This is a genomic window from Nitratireductor thuwali (assembly GCF_036621415.1).
GTDB classification, from domain to species: domain Bacteria; phylum Pseudomonadota; class Alphaproteobacteria; order Rhizobiales; family Rhizobiaceae; genus Chelativorans; species Chelativorans thuwali.
The window spans coordinates 2,221,565-2,238,469 of record NZ_CP030941.1; the positions used below are offsets into that span (position 1 = coordinate 2,221,565).

The following is a 16,905-nucleotide window of genomic DNA, read 5'->3' on the forward strand; positions in this document are numbered from 1 at the left end:
GAGGATGCGGTTCGTTGTTCGCATGCTGGGAATGGCCTCACTGGCCGTCGCCATCATCATGGCGGTATCCGACGCGACGCGCTCCATCGCGGCGGGAGAGTGGATAGCCACGCCGCTCGGCCAGAGCTGGTACTCCGTGTCCCCCGATACGCTCAACCTGGCCCAGGCGACCGTGCAGCGCTATCTCCTGCCTGCCCTTTGGGACCCGGTGATCGTCTTCGTCCTCACCCTGCCCGGCTGGGCGGTCTTTGCCGTTCTGGCCCTCATCCTTCATTTGATCGGCCTGCCGCGCCGTCATCGCAAACCGGCCTCGGCCTGAGGCTGCCGCCAGGAGAAACGGGATGTTCTTTCTTGCCGACCTGATGAACAAGAAGACCAAGCTGCCGACGCCCGACGAGGCATTGCCCGGGCGCGCCGAGCCCATTCCCACCGCCGAAAAGCACTTGGTGAGCGGGCGGCCGCTCAAAGGGCCCTATCCGGAGGGCATGGAGGTGGCTTATTTCGGCATGGGGTGCTTTTGGGGCGCCGAACGCCTGTTCTGGCAGACGGACGGCGTATGGGTGACGGCGGTCGGCTATGCCGGCGGCCACACGCCCAATCCCACCTATCGCGAGACGACGACCGGCCTCACCGGCCACGCCGAAGTCGTGCAGGTGGTTTACGATCCTTCGATCGTCTCCTTCGAGGCGCTTTTGAAGATATTCTGGGAAAGCCACGATCCCACTCATGGCATGCGCCAGGGCAATGACGTCGGCACCACCTACCGCTCCGCCATCTACACGACGACCAACGCGCAGCTGAAAGCAGCCAAGGCCTCGAAGGAGGAGTACCAGCGCGCGCTTTCGGGTGCCGGCGGCGGCAAGATCACCACCGAGATCGCGCCAGCGCCGACATTCTATTATGCGGAGGCCGACCATCAGCAATATCTGGCTGCCAATCCCGGCGGCTATTGCGGTCTCAGGGGCACTGGCGTCGAATGTCCGGCCCCCGCCGTGGGGGCGCGCTGACGATCCGCCGGCTGCGCATGCCGGCCTGACGGTCGAATGATGCGCAGGTCGGATTTTCCGCGTGAAATTTGCCATGGCCCATGCCAAAGTGCGGCCTGAGCGGGAAAAAATTTCCGCCGGGGGCAGGCGTCGCGAGCTGCAAGTGCGCGCTTCCAGCTTCCTCAAAATGTAACCTACAGGGTGTGGATCACATGAAGCGTTTTGTTTTGGGCCTTTTGGCCGCAACCGCATTGTCCGGCGCAGCCGTGGCGCAGGAGGATTTCTCGCCGGCGCTGCTTTATGACCTGGGCGGGAAGTTCGACAAGTCCTTTAACGAGATGGCCTATACCGGCGCGGAACGTTTCAAGGAAGAAACCGGCGTCGAATATGTGGAGTTCGAGATTTCCAACGACGCTCAGCGCGAGCAGGCGCTGCGGCGCTTCGCCGAGCGCGGGCATAATCCCATCGTGATGGCCGGCTTCACCTGGGTCGAGTATCTCAACAAGGTCGCGCCGGAATATCCGGACGTCGATTTCACCATCATCGACGATGTGGTCGATCAGCCCAATGTGCGCTCCGTCACCTTTAAGGAGCAGGAGGGCTCCTATCTCGTCGGCATCCTGGCCGCGATGGCTTCGGAAACCGGAACCGTGGGCTTCATTGGCGGCATGGAAGTGCCGCTCATCGGCAAGTTCGAATGCGGCTATGTGGGCGGCGTTAAGGCGGCCGATCCGGACACCACGGTCATCCGCAACTACACCGGCGACACGCCTTCGGCCTGGAATGATCCCACCAAGGGCGCCGAGATCGCCCGTACGCAGATGGATCAGGGCGCGGACGTGATCTACCATGCCGCCGGCGGCACCGGCGTCGGCGTGCTCCAGGCGGTCGCGGATGCCGGCAAGCTGGGCATCGGCGTCGATTCCAACCAGAACAGCCTGCATCCGGGCCACGTTCTGACATCGATGGTGAAGAAGGTCGACGTCGCCGTCTACGATTCTTTCATGGACGCAAAGAACGATGAGTTCACCTACGGAGTGCAGAATGTGGGCTTGGCCGAGGACGCGGTCGGCTATTCGCTCGACGAGCATAATAAGAGCCTCATCACGGACGAGATGAAGGCGGCGGCCGAAGATGCCAAGGCGAAGATCATCGCCGGCGAGATCGAGGTGCACAACTATCTCGAGGACAACAGCTGCCCCTACTGGTAATCCTTGTCTGACGCTACCGGAAAGGGGCCGCTTGCGGCCCTTTTTCATATCGTAGCCGCTGGAGCAGTTCCGGGAAAAGCGGAAGCCGGTTCCCGGCCCGGAGTTGACCAGCACCCGATGAGCCGCCGTTTCAGAAGGACTTTCCATGACAGAAGTCTCCCCCGTCCTCGACAGGCTCGACGCCGACCTCGACGAAAGTCTCGAACGGCTGTTCGCGCTGCTGAGGATCCAGTCGATCTCGACCGACCCCGCCTATGCCGCCGAATGCCTCAAGGCCGCCGATTGGCTGGTGGCCGACCTGCGCTCCATCGGCTTCGAGGCCAGCGTAAGGAGCACGCCGGGCCATCCCATGGTCGTCGCCCACCATGAGGGCGAAGGGCCACACGTGCTGTTTTACGGCCATTACGACGTACAGCCGGTGGATCCGCTCGACCTGTGGGAGGACGATCCCTTTGCGCCGTCGCTCAAGGAAGTCGCGCCGGACCGCCAGATCATCGTCGGGCGAGGCAGTTCGGACGACAAGGGGCAACTCATGACCTTTGTCGAGGCGTGCCGCGCCTACAAGTCTGTGCACGGCAAGCTGCCCTGCAAGATCAGCATTCTGTTCGAGGGCGAGGAAGAATCGGGATCGCCCTCGCTGAAGCCTTTCCTCAAGGAACATGCGGAGGAGTTGAAGGCCGACTTCGCGCTCGTTTGCGACACCGCGATGTGGGACCGCGAAACGCCGGCTATCTGCGTGGGGCTGCGCGGTTTGGTTGGGGAGGAGGTGACGGTCAGGGGCGCTGACCGCGACTTGCATTCGGGCTTCTTTGGCGGCGCGGCGGCCAATCCTATCCGCATTCTCGCGCGTGTGCTGTCCGACATGCACGACGACGACGGCGCCGTTACGATTCCCGGCTTCTACGAAGGCGTAGAGGAAACGCCGGAGGATATCCTGAAGAGCTGGGAGGCCCTTGGGCAGGATGCACGAAGCATGCTGGCGCCGATCGGCCTGTCGGAGCTCGCCGGCGAAAAGGGACGCTCGGCGCTGGAACTCGTCTGGGCGCGGCCGACGGCGGAGTTCAACGGGATCTATGGCGGCTACACGGGTCAAGGCTTCAAGACGGTGATCGCCGCGCAAGCTTCCGCCAAAGTCTCGTTTCGGCTGGTGCACAAGCAGGATCCGGACAAGATCCGGGCCGCATTCCGCGCCTTCGTGCGCGAGCGCATCCCGGCCGATTGCACGGTGGAGTTCACGCCCCATGGCGGTTCGCCGGCGATACAGCTTTCCTACGATTCGCCTCTCGTCACCACGGCCCAGGCCGCGCTGACGGAGGAGTGGAACAAGCCGGCGGTGCCGATCGCCATGGGCGGATCCATTCCCATCGTCGGCGACTTCCAGAACCTGCTCGGCATGGATTCACTGCTGGTGGGTTTTGGCCTGTCCGACGACCGCATCCATTCGCCCAACGAGAAATATGAGTTGAGCTCCTTCCACAAGGGACAGCGTTCCTGGGCGCGTATTCTCGACGCGCTGGCAAAGAGCACCACTGCCGAATGAGCGGAAGGCCGGCACTTCGTGGCGGGGGAGAGGTGATGCTGCGGGCGGCGCGCCAGCAGGACCGGGACGACATCCTGCGCATGCAGGACGCTGCCTTCCCCGGCGATGCGCTCGCCATGAGCCGCGAGGGCTTTGCCGGCGTCCTGCACGAAAGGGGCACACAGCTCATCGTTGCCGAGACGGGCGGGCAGATCGCAGGATACTGTCTGCTGCGTCACCGCAAATGGCGGCCATGGGCTGGCGTCGATTTTCTCTGTGTGGAGGCGGCCTTTTCGGGCAGGGGACTGGGCGGGATGCTCCTGCGCGGCGCATGCGATCGCACCGCGCGGCCGCTCATCCGCCTGTTCGTCCGCCCGGACAATGAACGCGCACGGGCTCTTTACACTCGTCTCGGCTTCCGCCAAACGGGACTGAGGAAGGCCAATTACCATGATGGCACCGACGCCATCGTCTTGATGAAGTGGCTTGGCCTTTTCCGCCGCGGCGCAAACAGGGACATCCCATGACCATCCGTTTTCACAAGAACGACCTGCCCCATCTCGACAATTATAGGGTCGAGGCGGTTGCCATCGACACCGAGACATTGGGCCTCAAGCCCCACCGCGACCGGCTCTGCGTGGTGCAGCTTTCGCCTGGGGACGGGACGGCGGATGTCGTGCAGATCGCTGCCGGACAGAGCCAGGCGCCGAACATCGCCGCACTCCTGGGCGACCGCAAAATCACCAAGCTGTTCCACTTCGGCCGCTTCGACCTCGCCGTGCTCTACCATGCCTTTGGCGTCATGGCGGAACCTGCCTTTTGCACCAAGATCGCCTCGCGCCTGACGCGCACCTACACCGACAGGCACGGCCTCAAGGACATCTGCAATGAACTCCTGAACGTCGGCATCTCCAAGCAGCAGCAGTCGTCGGACTGGGCGGCCGAGATCCTGACGCCCGAGCAACTCGAATACGCCGCCTCCGACGTCCTTTATCTGCACCGCCTGCGCGAGGTGTTGGCCGGCCGGCTGGCACGCGAGAACCGCGCCCGCGAAGCGGAAGCCTGCTTCGAGTTCCTGCCCACGCGCGCCAAACTCGACCTCATGGGCTGGGACGAAGAGGACATCTTCGCTCACAGCTGAGATTGATGGACTGCGCACGGAACCGGCCCTGCCGTCGTCATTCTTGTCGCGGAATCGGAAATGGCAGGTCAGGGGGTACCGGCGGAGCGGACCGTGCCGGCTGACACGGTCCAAAAATGCGCTCTGCCCTGAAGACTGTCGAACAATTGCGGCTCTGTGCCAGTCATGAAGGCCTGGCAGTTGAGCTCTTCCAGGATATCAAAGAGGGCGGCGCGGCGCTCGGCGTCGAAATGGGCCGCGATCTCGTCGAGAAGCAGTACCGGCGCTGTTCCTGAAAGCTCGGCGGTCAGCCTTGCATGCGCCAGCACCAGCCCCAGCAGCAGCGCCTTCTGCTCGCCGGTGGAGCAGCTTGCCGCCGGCATGTCCTTGGGCGCGTGGCGCACCAGGAACTCGGTGCGGTGCGGTCCCTCCAGCGCACGTCCTGCAGCGCGGTCGCGGCCACGCTCACCGGCCAGACGCAGGCGGAAATCCTCCTCGATCTCGACGGCCGGGCGCGATCCCATCTGCGTGTCCACGATGCCGTCGAGGGCGATCCTGGCCTTGGGAAAGGGGCTATCCGAAGGCAGCCGCTCGATCATCGCAGCGAGCAGGCGGACCATCTCGTGGCGGGCAGCGGCAATGGCGACGCCCGTCTCCGCCATCTGCGTTTCTATGGCGGCGAACCAAGCATCGTCGCGCACGTCGTCGGCAAATAGCCTGTTGCGGGCGCGCATTGCCTTTTCATAGTCGATTGCCCGGCGACCATGGGCTGGATCGATTGCCAGCACGAGCCTGTCGAGGAAGCGGCGACGGTCGGCGGCGGGTCCGGTGAAGAGCTGGTCCATGGCCGGCGTGACCCAGATCACCCGCAGCCATTCGAGCATCGCATCGGCGCTGCGGACGGTCTCGCCATTGATGCGCACGCGCCGGGCGGCAGTCTCGCCGGCCGGCGCCACGACACCCGCCGTGCCCGTGCCTATGCTGCATTCGCCGAAAGGTCCCTCCACTTGTGCATGGACGGCAAAACCGGCGGCGCCCGCGCGGACGACGTCCTCGATCGTCGCCCGGCGCAGCCCGCGGCCCGGAGAAAGAAAGGAGACGGCTTCCAGAAGATTGGTCTTGCCGGCCCCGTTCTCGCCGGTCAGCACGATCGGGCCCGGCGCCAGCTCCAGCGAAAGCGAGCGGTAGTTGCGGAAGTCGGTCAGGGAGAGCTTCGTGAGATAGACCTGTGCCGGACGGCGCGTCTCGTTCTCCGGCTGCGTCATGGCGGCAGCGGTCACACCCGCATCGGCATCAGGACATAGAGCGTGTGCGCGTCGGAGGTATCCTGGATCACGGTCGGGGAACCTGCGTCGGCCAGCATGAAACTGGCTTCCGTCCCCGACAGCTGAGCGGCGACGTCGAGCAGGTAGCGGGCGTTGAACCCGATCTCTATGGGATCGGAATCATACGTCGCCGCCAACTCCTCGGTGGCGCTGCCTGAATCGGGGTTGTTCACGGTCAGGACGACCTGGCCTTCCGAGATGGCAAGCTTCACCGCGCGGCCACGCTCGGAAGAAACCGTCGAAACGCGGTCCACAGCCGCCGAGAAGCTCTGGCGGTCGATGATCAGCTTTTTGTCGTTGCCGGTAGGGATGACCCGCTGATAATCAGGGAAGGTGCCGTCGATGAGCTTCGACGTCAGAACCACGCTGCCGATGGTGAAGCGGATCTTTGTCTCCGACAGCTCCACGGTCACCGCCACGTCCGGATCGTCGACCAGCTTCTGCAATTCCCCCACGGTCTTGCGCGGGATGATGATGCCGGGCATGCCCTCCGAGCCCGCTGGCGCTTCGAACTCGGCCCGCGCCAGCCGATGGCCGTCCGTCGCTACGGAACGCAACTTTAAGGCGCCATCGGACTCCACCGTGTGAAGATAGATCCCGTTGAGGTAGTAGCGCGTCTCTTCCGTGGAGATGGCGAACTGGGTCTTCTCGATAAGCCCCCGCAGTGCGGCCGCGTCCATGCGGAAGATGTGCGAGAACTGGCCGGCGGTGAGCGCCGGAAAATCTCCCTGCGGCAGGCACTGCAGCCGGAAATTCGAGCGGCCCGATATGACCGCCATGGCGGTGCCGTTATCGTCCGTCTTCAGCATCACCTCGGAGCCGTCGGGCAGCTTGCGCACGATGTCGTACAAGAGATGCGCCGGTACGGTGGTCGCGCCCCCCTGCTCGACGGTGGCCGGGGCCGCTTCCGTCACTTCCAGATCGAGATCGGTCGCCTTCATCTCCAGGCTGGCGCCATCGGCGGCAAGCAGCACGTTCGACAGGATCGGAATCGTGTTGCGCCGCTCCACCACGCGGTGAACGTGGCTCAGAGACTTCAGAAGATTTGAGCGTTCCAGAATTACGCGCATGACCTGTCAATCTCGTCCGGAATGAAAACTACCGGCGGAGCAGGAAGGCACCGCCGGCAATCCCGTGAAACAAGGGATTGGATTCGCTGCAAAGTGACAGGAAATGCGGGAAAAACGCAAGCCCGCGGAGCGGCATCAGCCTATTTCCGCGGGCTTTCTGGGGATAACGCCGGCCTGGGCCGGCCCATCCTCGCATCTGTCAGGTCTCCGGCCCGTCAGGCCTGGTCGCTGATCAGCCTCTTGAGCAGCTCGATCTCCTGCGCAAGCTGGCGGTCGTCGCCGGAAAGGCCCTCGATCTTGCGCACCGCATGCAGCACCGTCGTATGGTCGCGCCCGCCGAAGCGGCGGCCGATTTCCGGCAGGGAGCGGGGCGTCAGCACCTTGGACAGATACATGGCCACCTGGCGCGGCTTGACGATGGTACGGGTGCGGCGGTTCGACAGAAGCTCGGTCTTCGACACATTGTAATGCCGCGCCACGATGCGCTGGATGTCTTCTATGCGCACGCGCTTCGGCTCGCCCGACCGGCAGACCGGCCCGAGGATCTCGTCGATGCGCTCCAGCGTGATATGTGGTTCGAACGACTGGCGGAAGACGAGCTGGTTGAACGCACCCTCCAGTTCGCGGCCGCTTCCCGTCACCGTGCGCGCGACATGCTCCAGGATATCCAGCGGAATGTCGAGCGATGCGTCCTCCTCCCTTGCAGAGGCCAGGCGCTGCTTGAGCATGGCAAGGCGCAGATCATAGTCGGGGGCCGCGATTTCCAGCGAGACACCGCCGTTCAGGCGCGATTTGACCCGCGGCTCCAGCGATTCCAGCTCGGATGGCGGACGATCTGCCGCCACGACGACCTGACGAGCGCTGTCGAGCAGCATGTTGAGCAGGTGACAAAACTCGTTCTGGATCGACTTGCCCTGCAGGAACTGCATGTCGTCGATGATCAGCAGGTCGATGTCCCGGAGCTGTTCCTTCAGCGTCAGCGCATTGTTGTCGCGGATCGCGGTGGCGAACCGCCACATGAAATATTCAGCCGTCAGATAGACGACGCGCGACTGCGGCTTGCGCTGGAGAGAAGCCGCGGCGATCGCTTGAAGAAGGTGGGTTTTGCCCAGACCCACGGAGGCGTGCAGGAACAGAGGGTTGAAACGGATCGAATTGGAGTCGGACTCGGCAACCGTGCGCGCTGCGGCACAGGCGACGCGATTGGAACCGCCTTCGATGAACGAATCGAACGTGTAGCGGCTGTCGAGCGGCGATCCGAAGATGTTCGGCCGCCCGTCCTGCTGCGGTCGCGTCATAGGCGGGCTGCCAGGCCGCTCGCTGCGTCCGCCGGTAAGAACGCCGGAGGAAAGTGCGGTCTGCGGCTGATGCGAGACCTTGCGTACGGGCGGGCTCACCTCGCTGCGCGCAATGGTGCCGCGCGTTGCCGTGCGAACCACGATATCGACCTTGAGGACCGATGGATCCTCGCGCTTCCAGAGTTCGGTTATGAGGTCGATGTAGTGCCCGTTGATCCAGGCCCGCAAAAAGGCCGTTGGCACGGAAATGCGGACCACGCCTTTGGAGGCTTCGGCAAGCTTCATCCGGCCAAACCAGCTGGAGTAGACCTCCGTGCCCAAGCGGGCTTTCAATTGTGCCTGGACGCGCTCGAATACCGCATTGGAGCTGCTGGAGCCGTCCATGTCCTCTCCCTGAACTGCAGGATTTTGAAAGGAGAATCCCCCCTCGACTTCCCTCTCGACGCCGCTTTGCATCCTCGTTTCCCTGTTAAAAATCTTCTGGTTCAGATACGGGTCGTCCAAACAAATACGCTAATATGTCCTTCGCCCGTCATCATGCTCTTCTCGTCGACCGCTGCAGTGCCGTGCGTCCTTGGACGCATCGTGCCATCCGAAAATGGATTCAGATCAGCGGACGATGCCATAGTCTGAAAGCCTCCTTTCTTTCGCCTGTTTCCCCCTTCCCCTTGCCGCACGCCACAGCCAAAGCAATAGCGCTTCCGGCGAGACGGGCCAGAACCGACTTCCTTTAAAACAGTGACGAATCTGCCCGATCCCATGTATCGCTCGAGCAAAAAAACCCCGGCGCGCGGAAAGCTCCGCACTGCTACTGCTGCCCATTTCGGCTAGTTTTTCCCGGGCCGCTCGACTGCCCTTACGATGGCCAGACAATACCGAAATCCTTGTGGAAAGAGCAAGTGCGCGGCTAACGCTTTTTTCACGAATTCGGCCAGTGTGACATCCGTGACATACGGTTCCGAACCATTACAAAACGGATAAAGCTTTTTGATTCCAGAGCCTTTCCATGGGGCTCCCGGTCGGCCCCCGTGGAGGAAAAAAAATACAAAAAATCTGCTTGACATACAGGCTGGTCCGGAAGCTGCCGGGCAGCGCGCCTGGCCTGTGGATAACATTTCATAACTGTATGATTACAATGGCAAAACTGGATTCTTGGCCAGAGCGGCGGCGCCCTTATATGACACTATTCCTACCGTGAGAAAACAAAACGCCGGCAAACGAAGACGCGCCTGCATCCGGCGGGTGGAAAACCACCCACGGCAGCCGACATCAGGCAAAGAAAAACCCGGCTCAAGCGACCGGGTTTTCGTTACAATGAATGCAGGTTTTAGGCGCCGAGCGTCTTCACGCGCTGTGCGAGGCGCGAGACCTTCCGCGAGGCCGTGTTCTTGTGAAGCACGCCCTTGCCGGCGGCGCGCATCAACTCGGGCTGCGCGGCCTTGAAGGCCTCTTCCGCCGCTGTCTTGTCGCCGGCGGCAAGTGCCTCCTCGACTTTGCGGACGAAGCTGCGAACACGCGAGCGACGGCTCTTGTTCACTGCGGTACGGCGGGCGATCTTGCGGACCGCCTTCTTGGCCGAAGTGGTGTTGGCCATATTTCCTCTCTCGTTTTCAACTGTCGCTGCCGCGAGGCGAGCCTGCAGAATGCAGAGACGCTTGCGCGCAAAATAAAAGGGCAGCCGCAGGGCCACCTCAGTTGGAGCGGCTTATAATCCAGCTTCCCCGATGCGTCAATGCACTTTGGGCCGCGCCTCGCGCGTTAAACGCCGTGCGTCCTTTTGGACGCACGGAAGATCCCTTGGACGCTAAAGACACTGCCACCTTCCGAGTTTCCGTGGCGTCAGCGGTTCCTGAACTGGGCGGATCGCTTTTCGGTAAATGCGGCCATGCCTTCCTTCTGGTCAGCGAGCGCGAACATGGAATGGAAGACCCGCCGTTCGAAACGCAGGCCCTCGGCAAGCGTCATCTCATAGGAACGGTTGACCGTTTCCTTCACCATCATCACAGCCGGCAGGGAGAACTCGGCGATCTTGCCGGCCACCTTCAGGGCTTCCTCTATCAGTTCGCCGGCCGGCACGACGCGCGATACCAGGCCTGAACGCTCCGCCTCGAGGGCGTCCATCATGCGGCCGGTCAGGCACATTTCCATGGCCTTCGACTTGCCGACGAATCGGGTCAGCCGCTGCGAGCCGCCCATGCCCGGCATAACGCCCAGCGTGATCTCGGGCTGGCCGAACTTGGCGTTGTCGGCGGCGAGAATGAAGTCGCACATCATGGCAAGCTCGCATCCGCCGCCCAGCGCATATCCGGCAACCGCCGCAATCACCGGCTTGCGGATCCGGGTGAGGCGCTCCCAGTCCGCGAAGAAGTCTTCCATATAGGCTTCGATATAGGTCTTCGGCTGCATCTCCTTGATGTCTGCCCCCGCGGCGAAGGCCTTTTCGGAGCCGGTAATGACGATCGCCCCGACCTTGGCGTTTTCGTCGAAAGCCTCGGCAGCCGCCACCACTTCCTCCAGCACCTTGGAGTTCAGCGCATTGAGCGCCTTGGGGCGGTTGAGCGTGATGAGGCCGACACGTCCGCGCGTCTCGACTAGGATCGTCTCGTAAGCCATGAAAACCCTCCTGATGAAAGATGCACGCTTATCCTATCGCTGGCAGGCCGGACAATAGAATGTCGACCGGCCGGACTGCACGATGCGCCTGATGGTGCCTTGGCACCCGGGCTTGCGGCATGCCTCGCCTTCCCGATCGTATACATTGAAGGAATGCTGGAAGTAGCCAAGCGACCCGTCGGTTTGCATGTGGTCGCGCAGCGACGAGCCGCCGGCGGCGATGGCCTCTGAGATAACCGTGCGCACCGCCTCGGCCAGCCGGCCGGCTCTGGCTGTCGCTCCAGCCTGTCCCGCTATGGAACCTGCACGGCGCCGGGGCGACAGGCCGGCGCGCCAGAGCGCCTCGCAGACATAGATGTTGCCCAGCCCGGCGATGATGCGCTGGTCCAGCAAAGCGGCCTTCAACGGCGCCTGCCGGCCCCTGAGCAGCTCGGACAGCAGGGCACCGTCGAGCGCATTTCCGGTAGGCTCGACACCCAGCCCCGCCAACAGCGGATGTGCGTCCAGTTCGGCAGCCTCGGCCAGCAGCATGAAGCCGAAACGTCGGGGGTCGTTGTAGGTTACAAGCGCCGCCTCGCCGTCCGGCCCTTGCAGCGACAAGCACACGTGATCGTGCTTCGCATCCCTCGGCCGGGCATGGTGGAAGGAGCCTGGCACATCCGCGGCGGCTCTCCGCTCGATGCGGAAAGAGCCGGACATGCCCAAGTGGCAGATCAGCACCGCGCCGTCTTCAAGGTGGATGAGCAGATACTTGGCGCGCCTCGCAAGGGCTGTGACGCGGCGTCCGGCCACTCTTGCGGCAAAGTCGTCCGGAAACGGAAACCGGAGATCCGGCCGGCGCTGAACCAGCGCAACGATGCGCGCGCCCTCCATCACCGGTTCGAGACCCCGGCGCACCGTTTCCACCTCGGGCAGCTCAGGCATCTGGCGATGATCCGGGCAGGAAGGAGGTGCCATGCGGGCCCGGCGCCAGGCCCAGATGAGCGGCAACCGTCTCGCCGATATCGGCGAAGGTGCCGCGCACGCCGATCGATCCCGCGCCCAGGCCCGGCCCGGTGCCGAGGATGGGAACGCGCTCGCGCGTATGATCGGTTCCCTGCCATGTCGGATCGCAGCCGTGATCGGCAGTCAGGATCAGAAGGTCACCGGGCTTCAGCTTCGCCAGCGCTTCCGGCAGTCGGCGGTCGAACGCCTCCAGCGCGGCCGCATAGCCGGCGACGTCACGCCGATGGCCGTAAAGAGAATCAAAATCGACGAAATTGGCGAACACGAGATCACCGTCCTCGGCATCGTCCATGGCGTCGAGCGTGGCGTCGAAAAGCGCCATATTGCCCGCCGCCTTGCGCACTTCCCCGACGCCTTGATGGGCGAAGATGTCGCCGATCTTGCCGACGGTGATGACACGCCGGCCCGCCGCCGTCACCCGGTCCAGCAAGGTGGGCTCGGGTGGCGGCACGGCGTAGTCGCGACGGTTGGCGGTCCGTTCGAAGGTCGCGGCCGTCTCGCCGATGAAGGGACGGGCGATGACGCGGCCGATATTGTAGGGGTCGACCAGCCGGCGGGCCGTCTCGCAAAGCGCATAGAGACGGTCGAGGCCGAAATGCTCTTCATGCGCGGCGATCTGATAGACGGAATCGGCCGAGGTGTAGCAGATGGGCTTTCCGGTCCCTATGTGCTCCTCACCGAGCCGGGCGATGATCTCGGTTCCCGAGGCGTGGCAATCGCCAAGGATGCCCGGAAGCCCCGCTTCCTCAATGATCCTCCGGGTGAGATCTGGGGGAAGGTCGGGACGGTTTGCGGGAAATAGCCCCATTCGAAGGGAACCGGCACGCCGGCGATCTCCCAATGGCCCGAAGGCGTATCCTTGCCCTTGGAAACCTCGTCGGCGGCACCGTGGAGCGCTTCCGGCCCAGCGGGGGCACCGCCGCCTGGCGTGCCGGCGGCCAGCGCGTGGGCGGCATCCAGACCCAGCCGCCGCATATTGGGCACATGGAGAGGACCGGATCGCAGACCTTCCCTGTCGCCGGCTCCCGTGGCGCAGGCCTGCACGATATGGCCGTACGTGTCCGCCCCCTGATCGCCGAAGCCGGCGGCGTCCGCAGCGTGGCCGATGCCGAAGGAATCGAGGACGAACAGGAATGCGCGGGCCATGCATGGTGCTCCGTGGGTGGAGCATCAGAGATAGTCAGGGGCCGCAACATTGGCAATGCCGCCGCCACCGCCATGTTGACAGATGGAAGTCAGGCCGAATGGCGGTCAAGCGGGATCAGCAATCGCTGCAGGGGATCGTAAGGCTCACCCGGGGGCGAAGGTGGTAGCGCCCGCCCATTGTCATGCTCAGCGCGTCAAATGCCCCGCCGAATCCAAAGTGGTTGCCTTCCTTCGTCGATCGCGAGCCGAAGGGCTCGTATTCGAGCGTCGTGTGGGCGCGAACGAGAAACGAGCCGGGAACCATGAGATCCCTTGGCACTGTCGTCTCCGTTCCCGGTGTCGCATCGGGACTTCCAACGCCGTCAACCATTTTCCGCGACCAGACGACCTTGGCTTCAGGCTCTTCGTCATCGGTGATCTCGATAGCGGTCACGGTGATCACCGGGTTCGAGCGCTCATACGGCTGCAACACGGATTCGCCTATCTCCATAATGGCATCCAGCTCGGCCTTGGTGATCGTCTGCTGCTGGGTGATCAGATCGCCCACCTGGCTGGCCGAGCGCTCCACATTCGAGCTGGTGACGACCGCGAGAGAATACTCCATGGCAAGGAAGTAGACACCGATAAGAAGCGGCGCGATAAACGCGAATTCGACGGCGGCCACGCCACGTTGGTCGCGAAGGAGCTTTAGCGCTCTCCCGGCAAGTCGGCTATTGGCGGCCGGTGTTGCAGGACAGGCGACAGGTGCGTTTTGTTTCAGGTCAGTCATCGAAGGGCTCATTCTGCCAGGTGACGGCCGCGAAAAGCGAGGTAGTCCCGTCGTTCAGATTGAACAGCCTGCTCTTCATGAAACCGGTCAGCGTCGACCATTTATAGACGATACGCATCTTGTTCTTGGATTGGGACGGTCCGGGATCGAATCCTCGATCCTCGATCACCACCTCGCCATTCCTGACGCGCATTTTCGCAGCGGCGGCCAGCGCGAAAGTATCGTATTGCTTGAGGTCCACGATCAGTTGTTCGGGAGGACAGTTGTTGCCTACGAGGAACTGCATGCGGTCGCAGATCATCGTGCGAAGTTCTTCTTCGTCCAGATCTGCGGCCTTGATCTGTCCGGTTCGCAGGATGCGGGCAACGTCGTCGGCGGCATTGTTTAACAGCTGCCAGGTGGCAACCGAAATGCAAAGCTCGACGATGGCGAAGAAGAGTATGAAGAATGGTGCGGCGAGCATCGCGAATTCAAGCGCCGCCACGCCCTTCCTGTCGCGCATGAACAGGCCGAACAGCCCTTTGCGTCTCGTTTTTGCTTCTGATGCCTTCATCACTCCGCCCCGCCGAAATTCAGGAACTGCCGGAACACTAGCAGCAAGGGGTTGAGCTTCGGTTTTGCCGATGCATAAGAACGCAGATGTTCTGTTAAGCTGGCGGCAACCAACATGGCCACCGGGTAGCCGGGCTACTGTCCTGCCATCTCCATTTCCGACATCCTTTCGGCTTCGGTCTTGTAGGAACCCTCGCAATAGGGCGTACAGGACAGGGTCTGAATGCTCGAGCGGCGATAGATGCGCACCGATTCCGCCGTCTGCCGCGACACGGTGATCTGCTCGTCGACAATGGGCTGGCCCTCGATGTCCAGCACGACAATATTGGTAACGCCGAAACCTTTGCCGGTGAGCACGATGGTGGTGGAATCCTGCACCGCCGCATCGGCGATCTCGGGATTGCCAATGACGACGGTGTCGGCCGGCCGCGCGAGCTTGACGATCTTGGCCTGGTTCATCACCACCTTGATGCCGGCATCGGCCAGCGCGGAGACCGGCGACAATGCCACGGCGGCCGCCAATGCAAAACCTACGCTATATATATAGGACCTCACGGCCATTTCGGTTCTCCCGCCACACAAGCTGACTGAAAGATGAACGAAACTGGTGAATTGAGTATTAATGCCAGGGAAGGCCGGCAATTGTGCGTCCATGGCGCCAATCGAAAAATGCCATCGAAATTGTTGTAACGGCATTAACCAGATGAGAGACATGCCTCTCGTAAGGTTTCGGTAATATTGTTTGTTAAGCGCATTGAAACAGCTCCGGCCTAAATTCCCGTCCATCCGATCGACGCACAAGAACAGTTGACGGAAGTGCTGTAGAAACCGGAGTAAGGAGTTCTCCCATGACTAAGCTGTTTGCACGTTTCGCCAAGGACGAGTCCGGCGCGACCGCTATCGAATACGGCCTGATCGCCGCCCTCATCGCCGTTGGCATTATCGCGGGCGCCAATGCGCTCAGCGGAAGCATCGACAATACACTGACTGGCCTTGGCACAACGATGGAAGACGCGAACTAAGCCGTCAGGTCAGAAAATGCGGGGGCCGCTTGCCGCGAGGCTGGCGGCCTTCTCTCGTTATGGACCCCATTTCAACCATCTTTCATCAAGCCTTAAAGCCTGCATGCCCATAATCGCTTCGTTTCCTGGTTTAGGTGAAGCCGATGCTTGAAGCCGCCATCTTCGTCATATTCCCCTTCTGCATGGCCTATGCCGCCGTGTCCGACATGGTGTCGATGACCATCGCCAACCGGGTGTCGCTGCTGCTGGTCGCCGCCTTCGCGCTGATCGCGCCCTTCACCGGCATGGAATGGGCGGCCTACGGCATGCATTTCGCCGCCGGCGCGGCGGTGCTCGTGGTGACCTTCGGCCTGTTCGCCCTGGGCGGCATGGGCGGCGGCGATGCCAAGCTGCTTGCCGCCACCTCCGTCTGGTTCGGCTTCAGCGCCGGCCTCCTGGACTATCTCATCTTGTCGACCGTGGCCGGTGGCGCGCTGACCCTGGCGCTCATCGCCTATCGCAATTCTCCCATCTCCGCGCTGACAGGCGCCAATGTGCTGTTGCGGCATTTTTCCGACCAGGAGGCGGGTATCCCGTACGGCGTCGCCCTCGGCGTGGGCGGCCTGCTCACCTATTCCCAAACGCCGCTGATGCAGTGGGCGATGGCGCGGATGACGGCTCCCTGAGCATTTTTGCGGGTTCGATTGCCAGACAAAAGGCCGCGGCGTTCGGCGCCGCGGCCCTTCTCAACTGTAGTGCCGCGATTCAGCAGCTTCCCGGATGGATCACCCTGTAATCCGCGACCCGTGCGGTGCAGGCGTTGGGAAAGGTGCGGACCCGGTCGCCGCGCCTTGCGCAAACCGGCCTGTATTCCTTGGTGCAGAACTGGGGCCTGTCGGACTGCGGCGGGCGGTCCGGCCGCCGCCGGCATTCGCCGGGGTAAATCGGACGATAGCCCTCGGCGCGGGCCATGCAGGCGTTGGAGAAAGTGCGCTGCCGCTCGCCGCGGCGGGCGCAGACGGGGTCGTATTCCATGGTGCACATTTGCGGGCGGTCCGGCCTCGGCGGGCGATCGGGACCTTCGTCGACGACAACCGTGCAACTCGACAGGATAACCGCCGCGCAGGCCATCGCGCCCAGCTTGATCAATGGCTTAAAGAGATGCATGAACCCCTCCTGTTGCAACCGGACAAGGCTCTAACGCCGCTATGTCCGCCGCGTTCCCTACAGCATCGGCCCGAAAATCGGAATCGATTTTCGGAAAGCACGATGCGTAGATTCAAACTGCTA

The 16,905-nt window shown here is 62.7% G+C and carries 18 protein-coding genes and 1 pseudogene; 8 read left to right on the forward strand and 11 right to left on the reverse strand.

Annotated elements, in window-relative coordinates; genetic code table 11:
* Positions 1 to 4: 4 nt before the first annotated feature.
* From NTH_RS10765 to NTH_RS10790, 6 genes are all read left to right on the forward strand, one after another.
* Entirely contained in the window at positions 5 to 319 is a 315-nt protein-coding gene (locus tag NTH_RS10765; RefSeq protein ID WP_338530017.1) for a hypothetical protein, read from the forward strand.
* 22 nt (positions 320 to 341) lie between these two features.
* Positions 342 to 1,007, forward strand: a complete 666-nt coding sequence (msrA, locus tag NTH_RS10770) for a peptide-methionine (S)-S-oxide reductase MsrA (RefSeq protein WP_338530018.1) — start codon at positions 342 to 344, stop codon at positions 1,005 to 1,007.
* Positions 1,008 to 1,198: 191 nt separating this feature from the next.
* Positions 1,199 to 2,197, forward strand: a complete 999-nt coding sequence (locus NTH_RS10775; RefSeq protein WP_338530019.1) for a BMP family lipoprotein — start codon at positions 1,199 to 1,201, stop codon at positions 2,195 to 2,197.
* Between the two features lie 145 nt (positions 2,198 to 2,342).
* Complete coding sequence (locus NTH_RS10780; RefSeq protein WP_338530020.1) at positions 2,343 to 3,737, forward strand: M20/M25/M40 family metallo-hydrolase; 1,395 nt, start codon at positions 2,343 to 2,345, stop codon at positions 3,735 to 3,737.
* Positions 3,734 to 4,243: a GNAT family N-acetyltransferase gene (locus NTH_RS10785; protein WP_338530021.1), complete on the forward strand. Its 510-nt coding sequence runs from the start codon at positions 3,734 to 3,736 to the stop codon at positions 4,241 to 4,243. The genes NTH_RS10780 and NTH_RS10785 overlap by 4 nt, the downstream gene beginning before the upstream one ends.
* Positions 4,240 to 4,857, forward strand: coding sequence for a ribonuclease D (locus tag NTH_RS10790; RefSeq protein ID WP_338530022.1), 618 nt, complete (start codon positions 4,240 to 4,242; stop codon positions 4,855 to 4,857). The genes NTH_RS10785 and NTH_RS10790 overlap by 4 nt, the downstream gene beginning before the upstream one ends.
* A 68-nt stretch (positions 4,858 to 4,925) precedes the next feature.
* Here NTH_RS10790 and recF read toward each other — a convergent pair whose 3' ends face one another.
* The 10 genes and pseudogenes from recF to NTH_RS10840 all read right to left on the reverse strand — a co-directional run bounded on the left by recF (position 4,926) and on the right by NTH_RS10840 (position 15,175).
* Complete coding sequence (gene recF, locus NTH_RS10795) at positions 4,926 to 6,101, reverse strand: DNA replication/repair protein RecF (protein WP_338531871.1); 1,176 nt, start codon at positions 6,099 to 6,101, stop codon at positions 4,926 to 4,928.
* Between the two features lie 11 nt (positions 6,102 to 6,112).
* Positions 6,113 to 7,231, reverse strand: a complete 1,119-nt coding sequence (dnaN, locus tag NTH_RS10800; protein ID WP_338530023.1) for a DNA polymerase III subunit beta — start codon at positions 7,229 to 7,231, stop codon at positions 6,113 to 6,115.
* A gap of 215 nt (positions 7,232 to 7,446) precedes the next feature.
* Positions 7,447 to 8,913, reverse strand: coding sequence for a chromosomal replication initiator protein DnaA (gene dnaA, locus NTH_RS10805; protein WP_422392381.1), 1,467 nt, complete (start codon positions 8,911 to 8,913; stop codon positions 7,447 to 7,449).
* Between the two features lie 943 nt (positions 8,914 to 9,856).
* Positions 9,857 to 10,123, reverse strand: coding sequence for a 30S ribosomal protein S20 (rpsT, locus tag NTH_RS10810; RefSeq protein WP_338530025.1), 267 nt, complete (start codon positions 10,121 to 10,123; stop codon positions 9,857 to 9,859).
* Between the two features lie 245 nt (positions 10,124 to 10,368).
* Complete coding sequence (locus NTH_RS10815; RefSeq protein ID WP_338530026.1) at positions 10,369 to 11,142, reverse strand: enoyl-CoA hydratase; 774 nt, start codon at positions 11,140 to 11,142, stop codon at positions 10,369 to 10,371.
* Between the two features lie 33 nt (positions 11,143 to 11,175).
* Entirely contained in the window at positions 11,176 to 12,066 is an 891-nt protein-coding gene (gene mutM, locus NTH_RS10820) for a bifunctional DNA-formamidopyrimidine glycosylase/DNA-(apurinic or apyrimidinic site) lyase (protein ID WP_338530027.1), read from the reverse strand.
* Positions 12,059 to 13,293, reverse strand: a pseudogene (locus NTH_RS10825) (phosphopentomutase). Before NTH_RS10825 ends, mutM begins: the two are co-directional and overlap by 8 nt.
* Positions 13,294 to 13,408: 115 nt before the next feature.
* Positions 13,409 to 14,062, reverse strand: a complete 654-nt coding sequence (locus NTH_RS10830) for a TadE/TadG family type IV pilus assembly protein (RefSeq protein ID WP_338530028.1) — start codon at positions 14,060 to 14,062, stop codon at positions 13,409 to 13,411.
* Positions 14,055 to 14,615 (reverse strand): TadE/TadG family type IV pilus assembly protein, encoded by a 561-nt coding sequence (locus tag NTH_RS10835; protein ID WP_338530029.1) that lies wholly within the window; start codon positions 14,613 to 14,615, stop codon positions 14,055 to 14,057. Before NTH_RS10835 ends, NTH_RS10830 begins: the two co-directional genes overlap by 8 nt.
* Before the next feature lie 134 nt (positions 14,616 to 14,749).
* Complete coding sequence (locus NTH_RS10840; RefSeq protein ID WP_338530030.1) at positions 14,750 to 15,175, reverse strand: pilus assembly protein N-terminal domain-containing protein; 426 nt, start codon at positions 15,173 to 15,175, stop codon at positions 14,750 to 14,752.
* Between the two features lie 287 nt (positions 15,176 to 15,462).
* On the opposite strand from NTH_RS10840, the gene NTH_RS10845 reads away from it, so the two are divergent.
* Together NTH_RS10845 and NTH_RS10850 are read left to right on the forward strand one after the other, a co-directional pair.
* Positions 15,463 to 15,636 carry a Flp family type IVb pilin gene (locus NTH_RS10845; protein WP_338530031.1) on the forward strand — a complete coding sequence of 58 codons (174 nt, stop codon included), beginning with the start codon at positions 15,463 to 15,465 and terminating at the stop codon, positions 15,634 to 15,636.
* A gap of 143 nt (positions 15,637 to 15,779) precedes the next feature.
* Positions 15,780 to 16,301 (forward strand): A24 family peptidase, encoded by a 522-nt coding sequence (locus NTH_RS10850; RefSeq protein WP_338530032.1) that lies wholly within the window; start codon positions 15,780 to 15,782, stop codon positions 16,299 to 16,301.
* Positions 16,302 to 16,380: 79 nt separating this feature from the next.
* On the opposite strand, the gene NTH_RS10855 is transcribed toward NTH_RS10850, so the two are convergent.
* Positions 16,381 to 16,782 (reverse strand): Kazal-type serine protease inhibitor, encoded by a 402-nt coding sequence (locus tag NTH_RS10855; RefSeq protein WP_338530033.1) that lies wholly within the window; start codon positions 16,780 to 16,782, stop codon positions 16,381 to 16,383.
* Between the last annotated feature and the right edge of the window lie 123 nt (positions 16,783 to 16,905).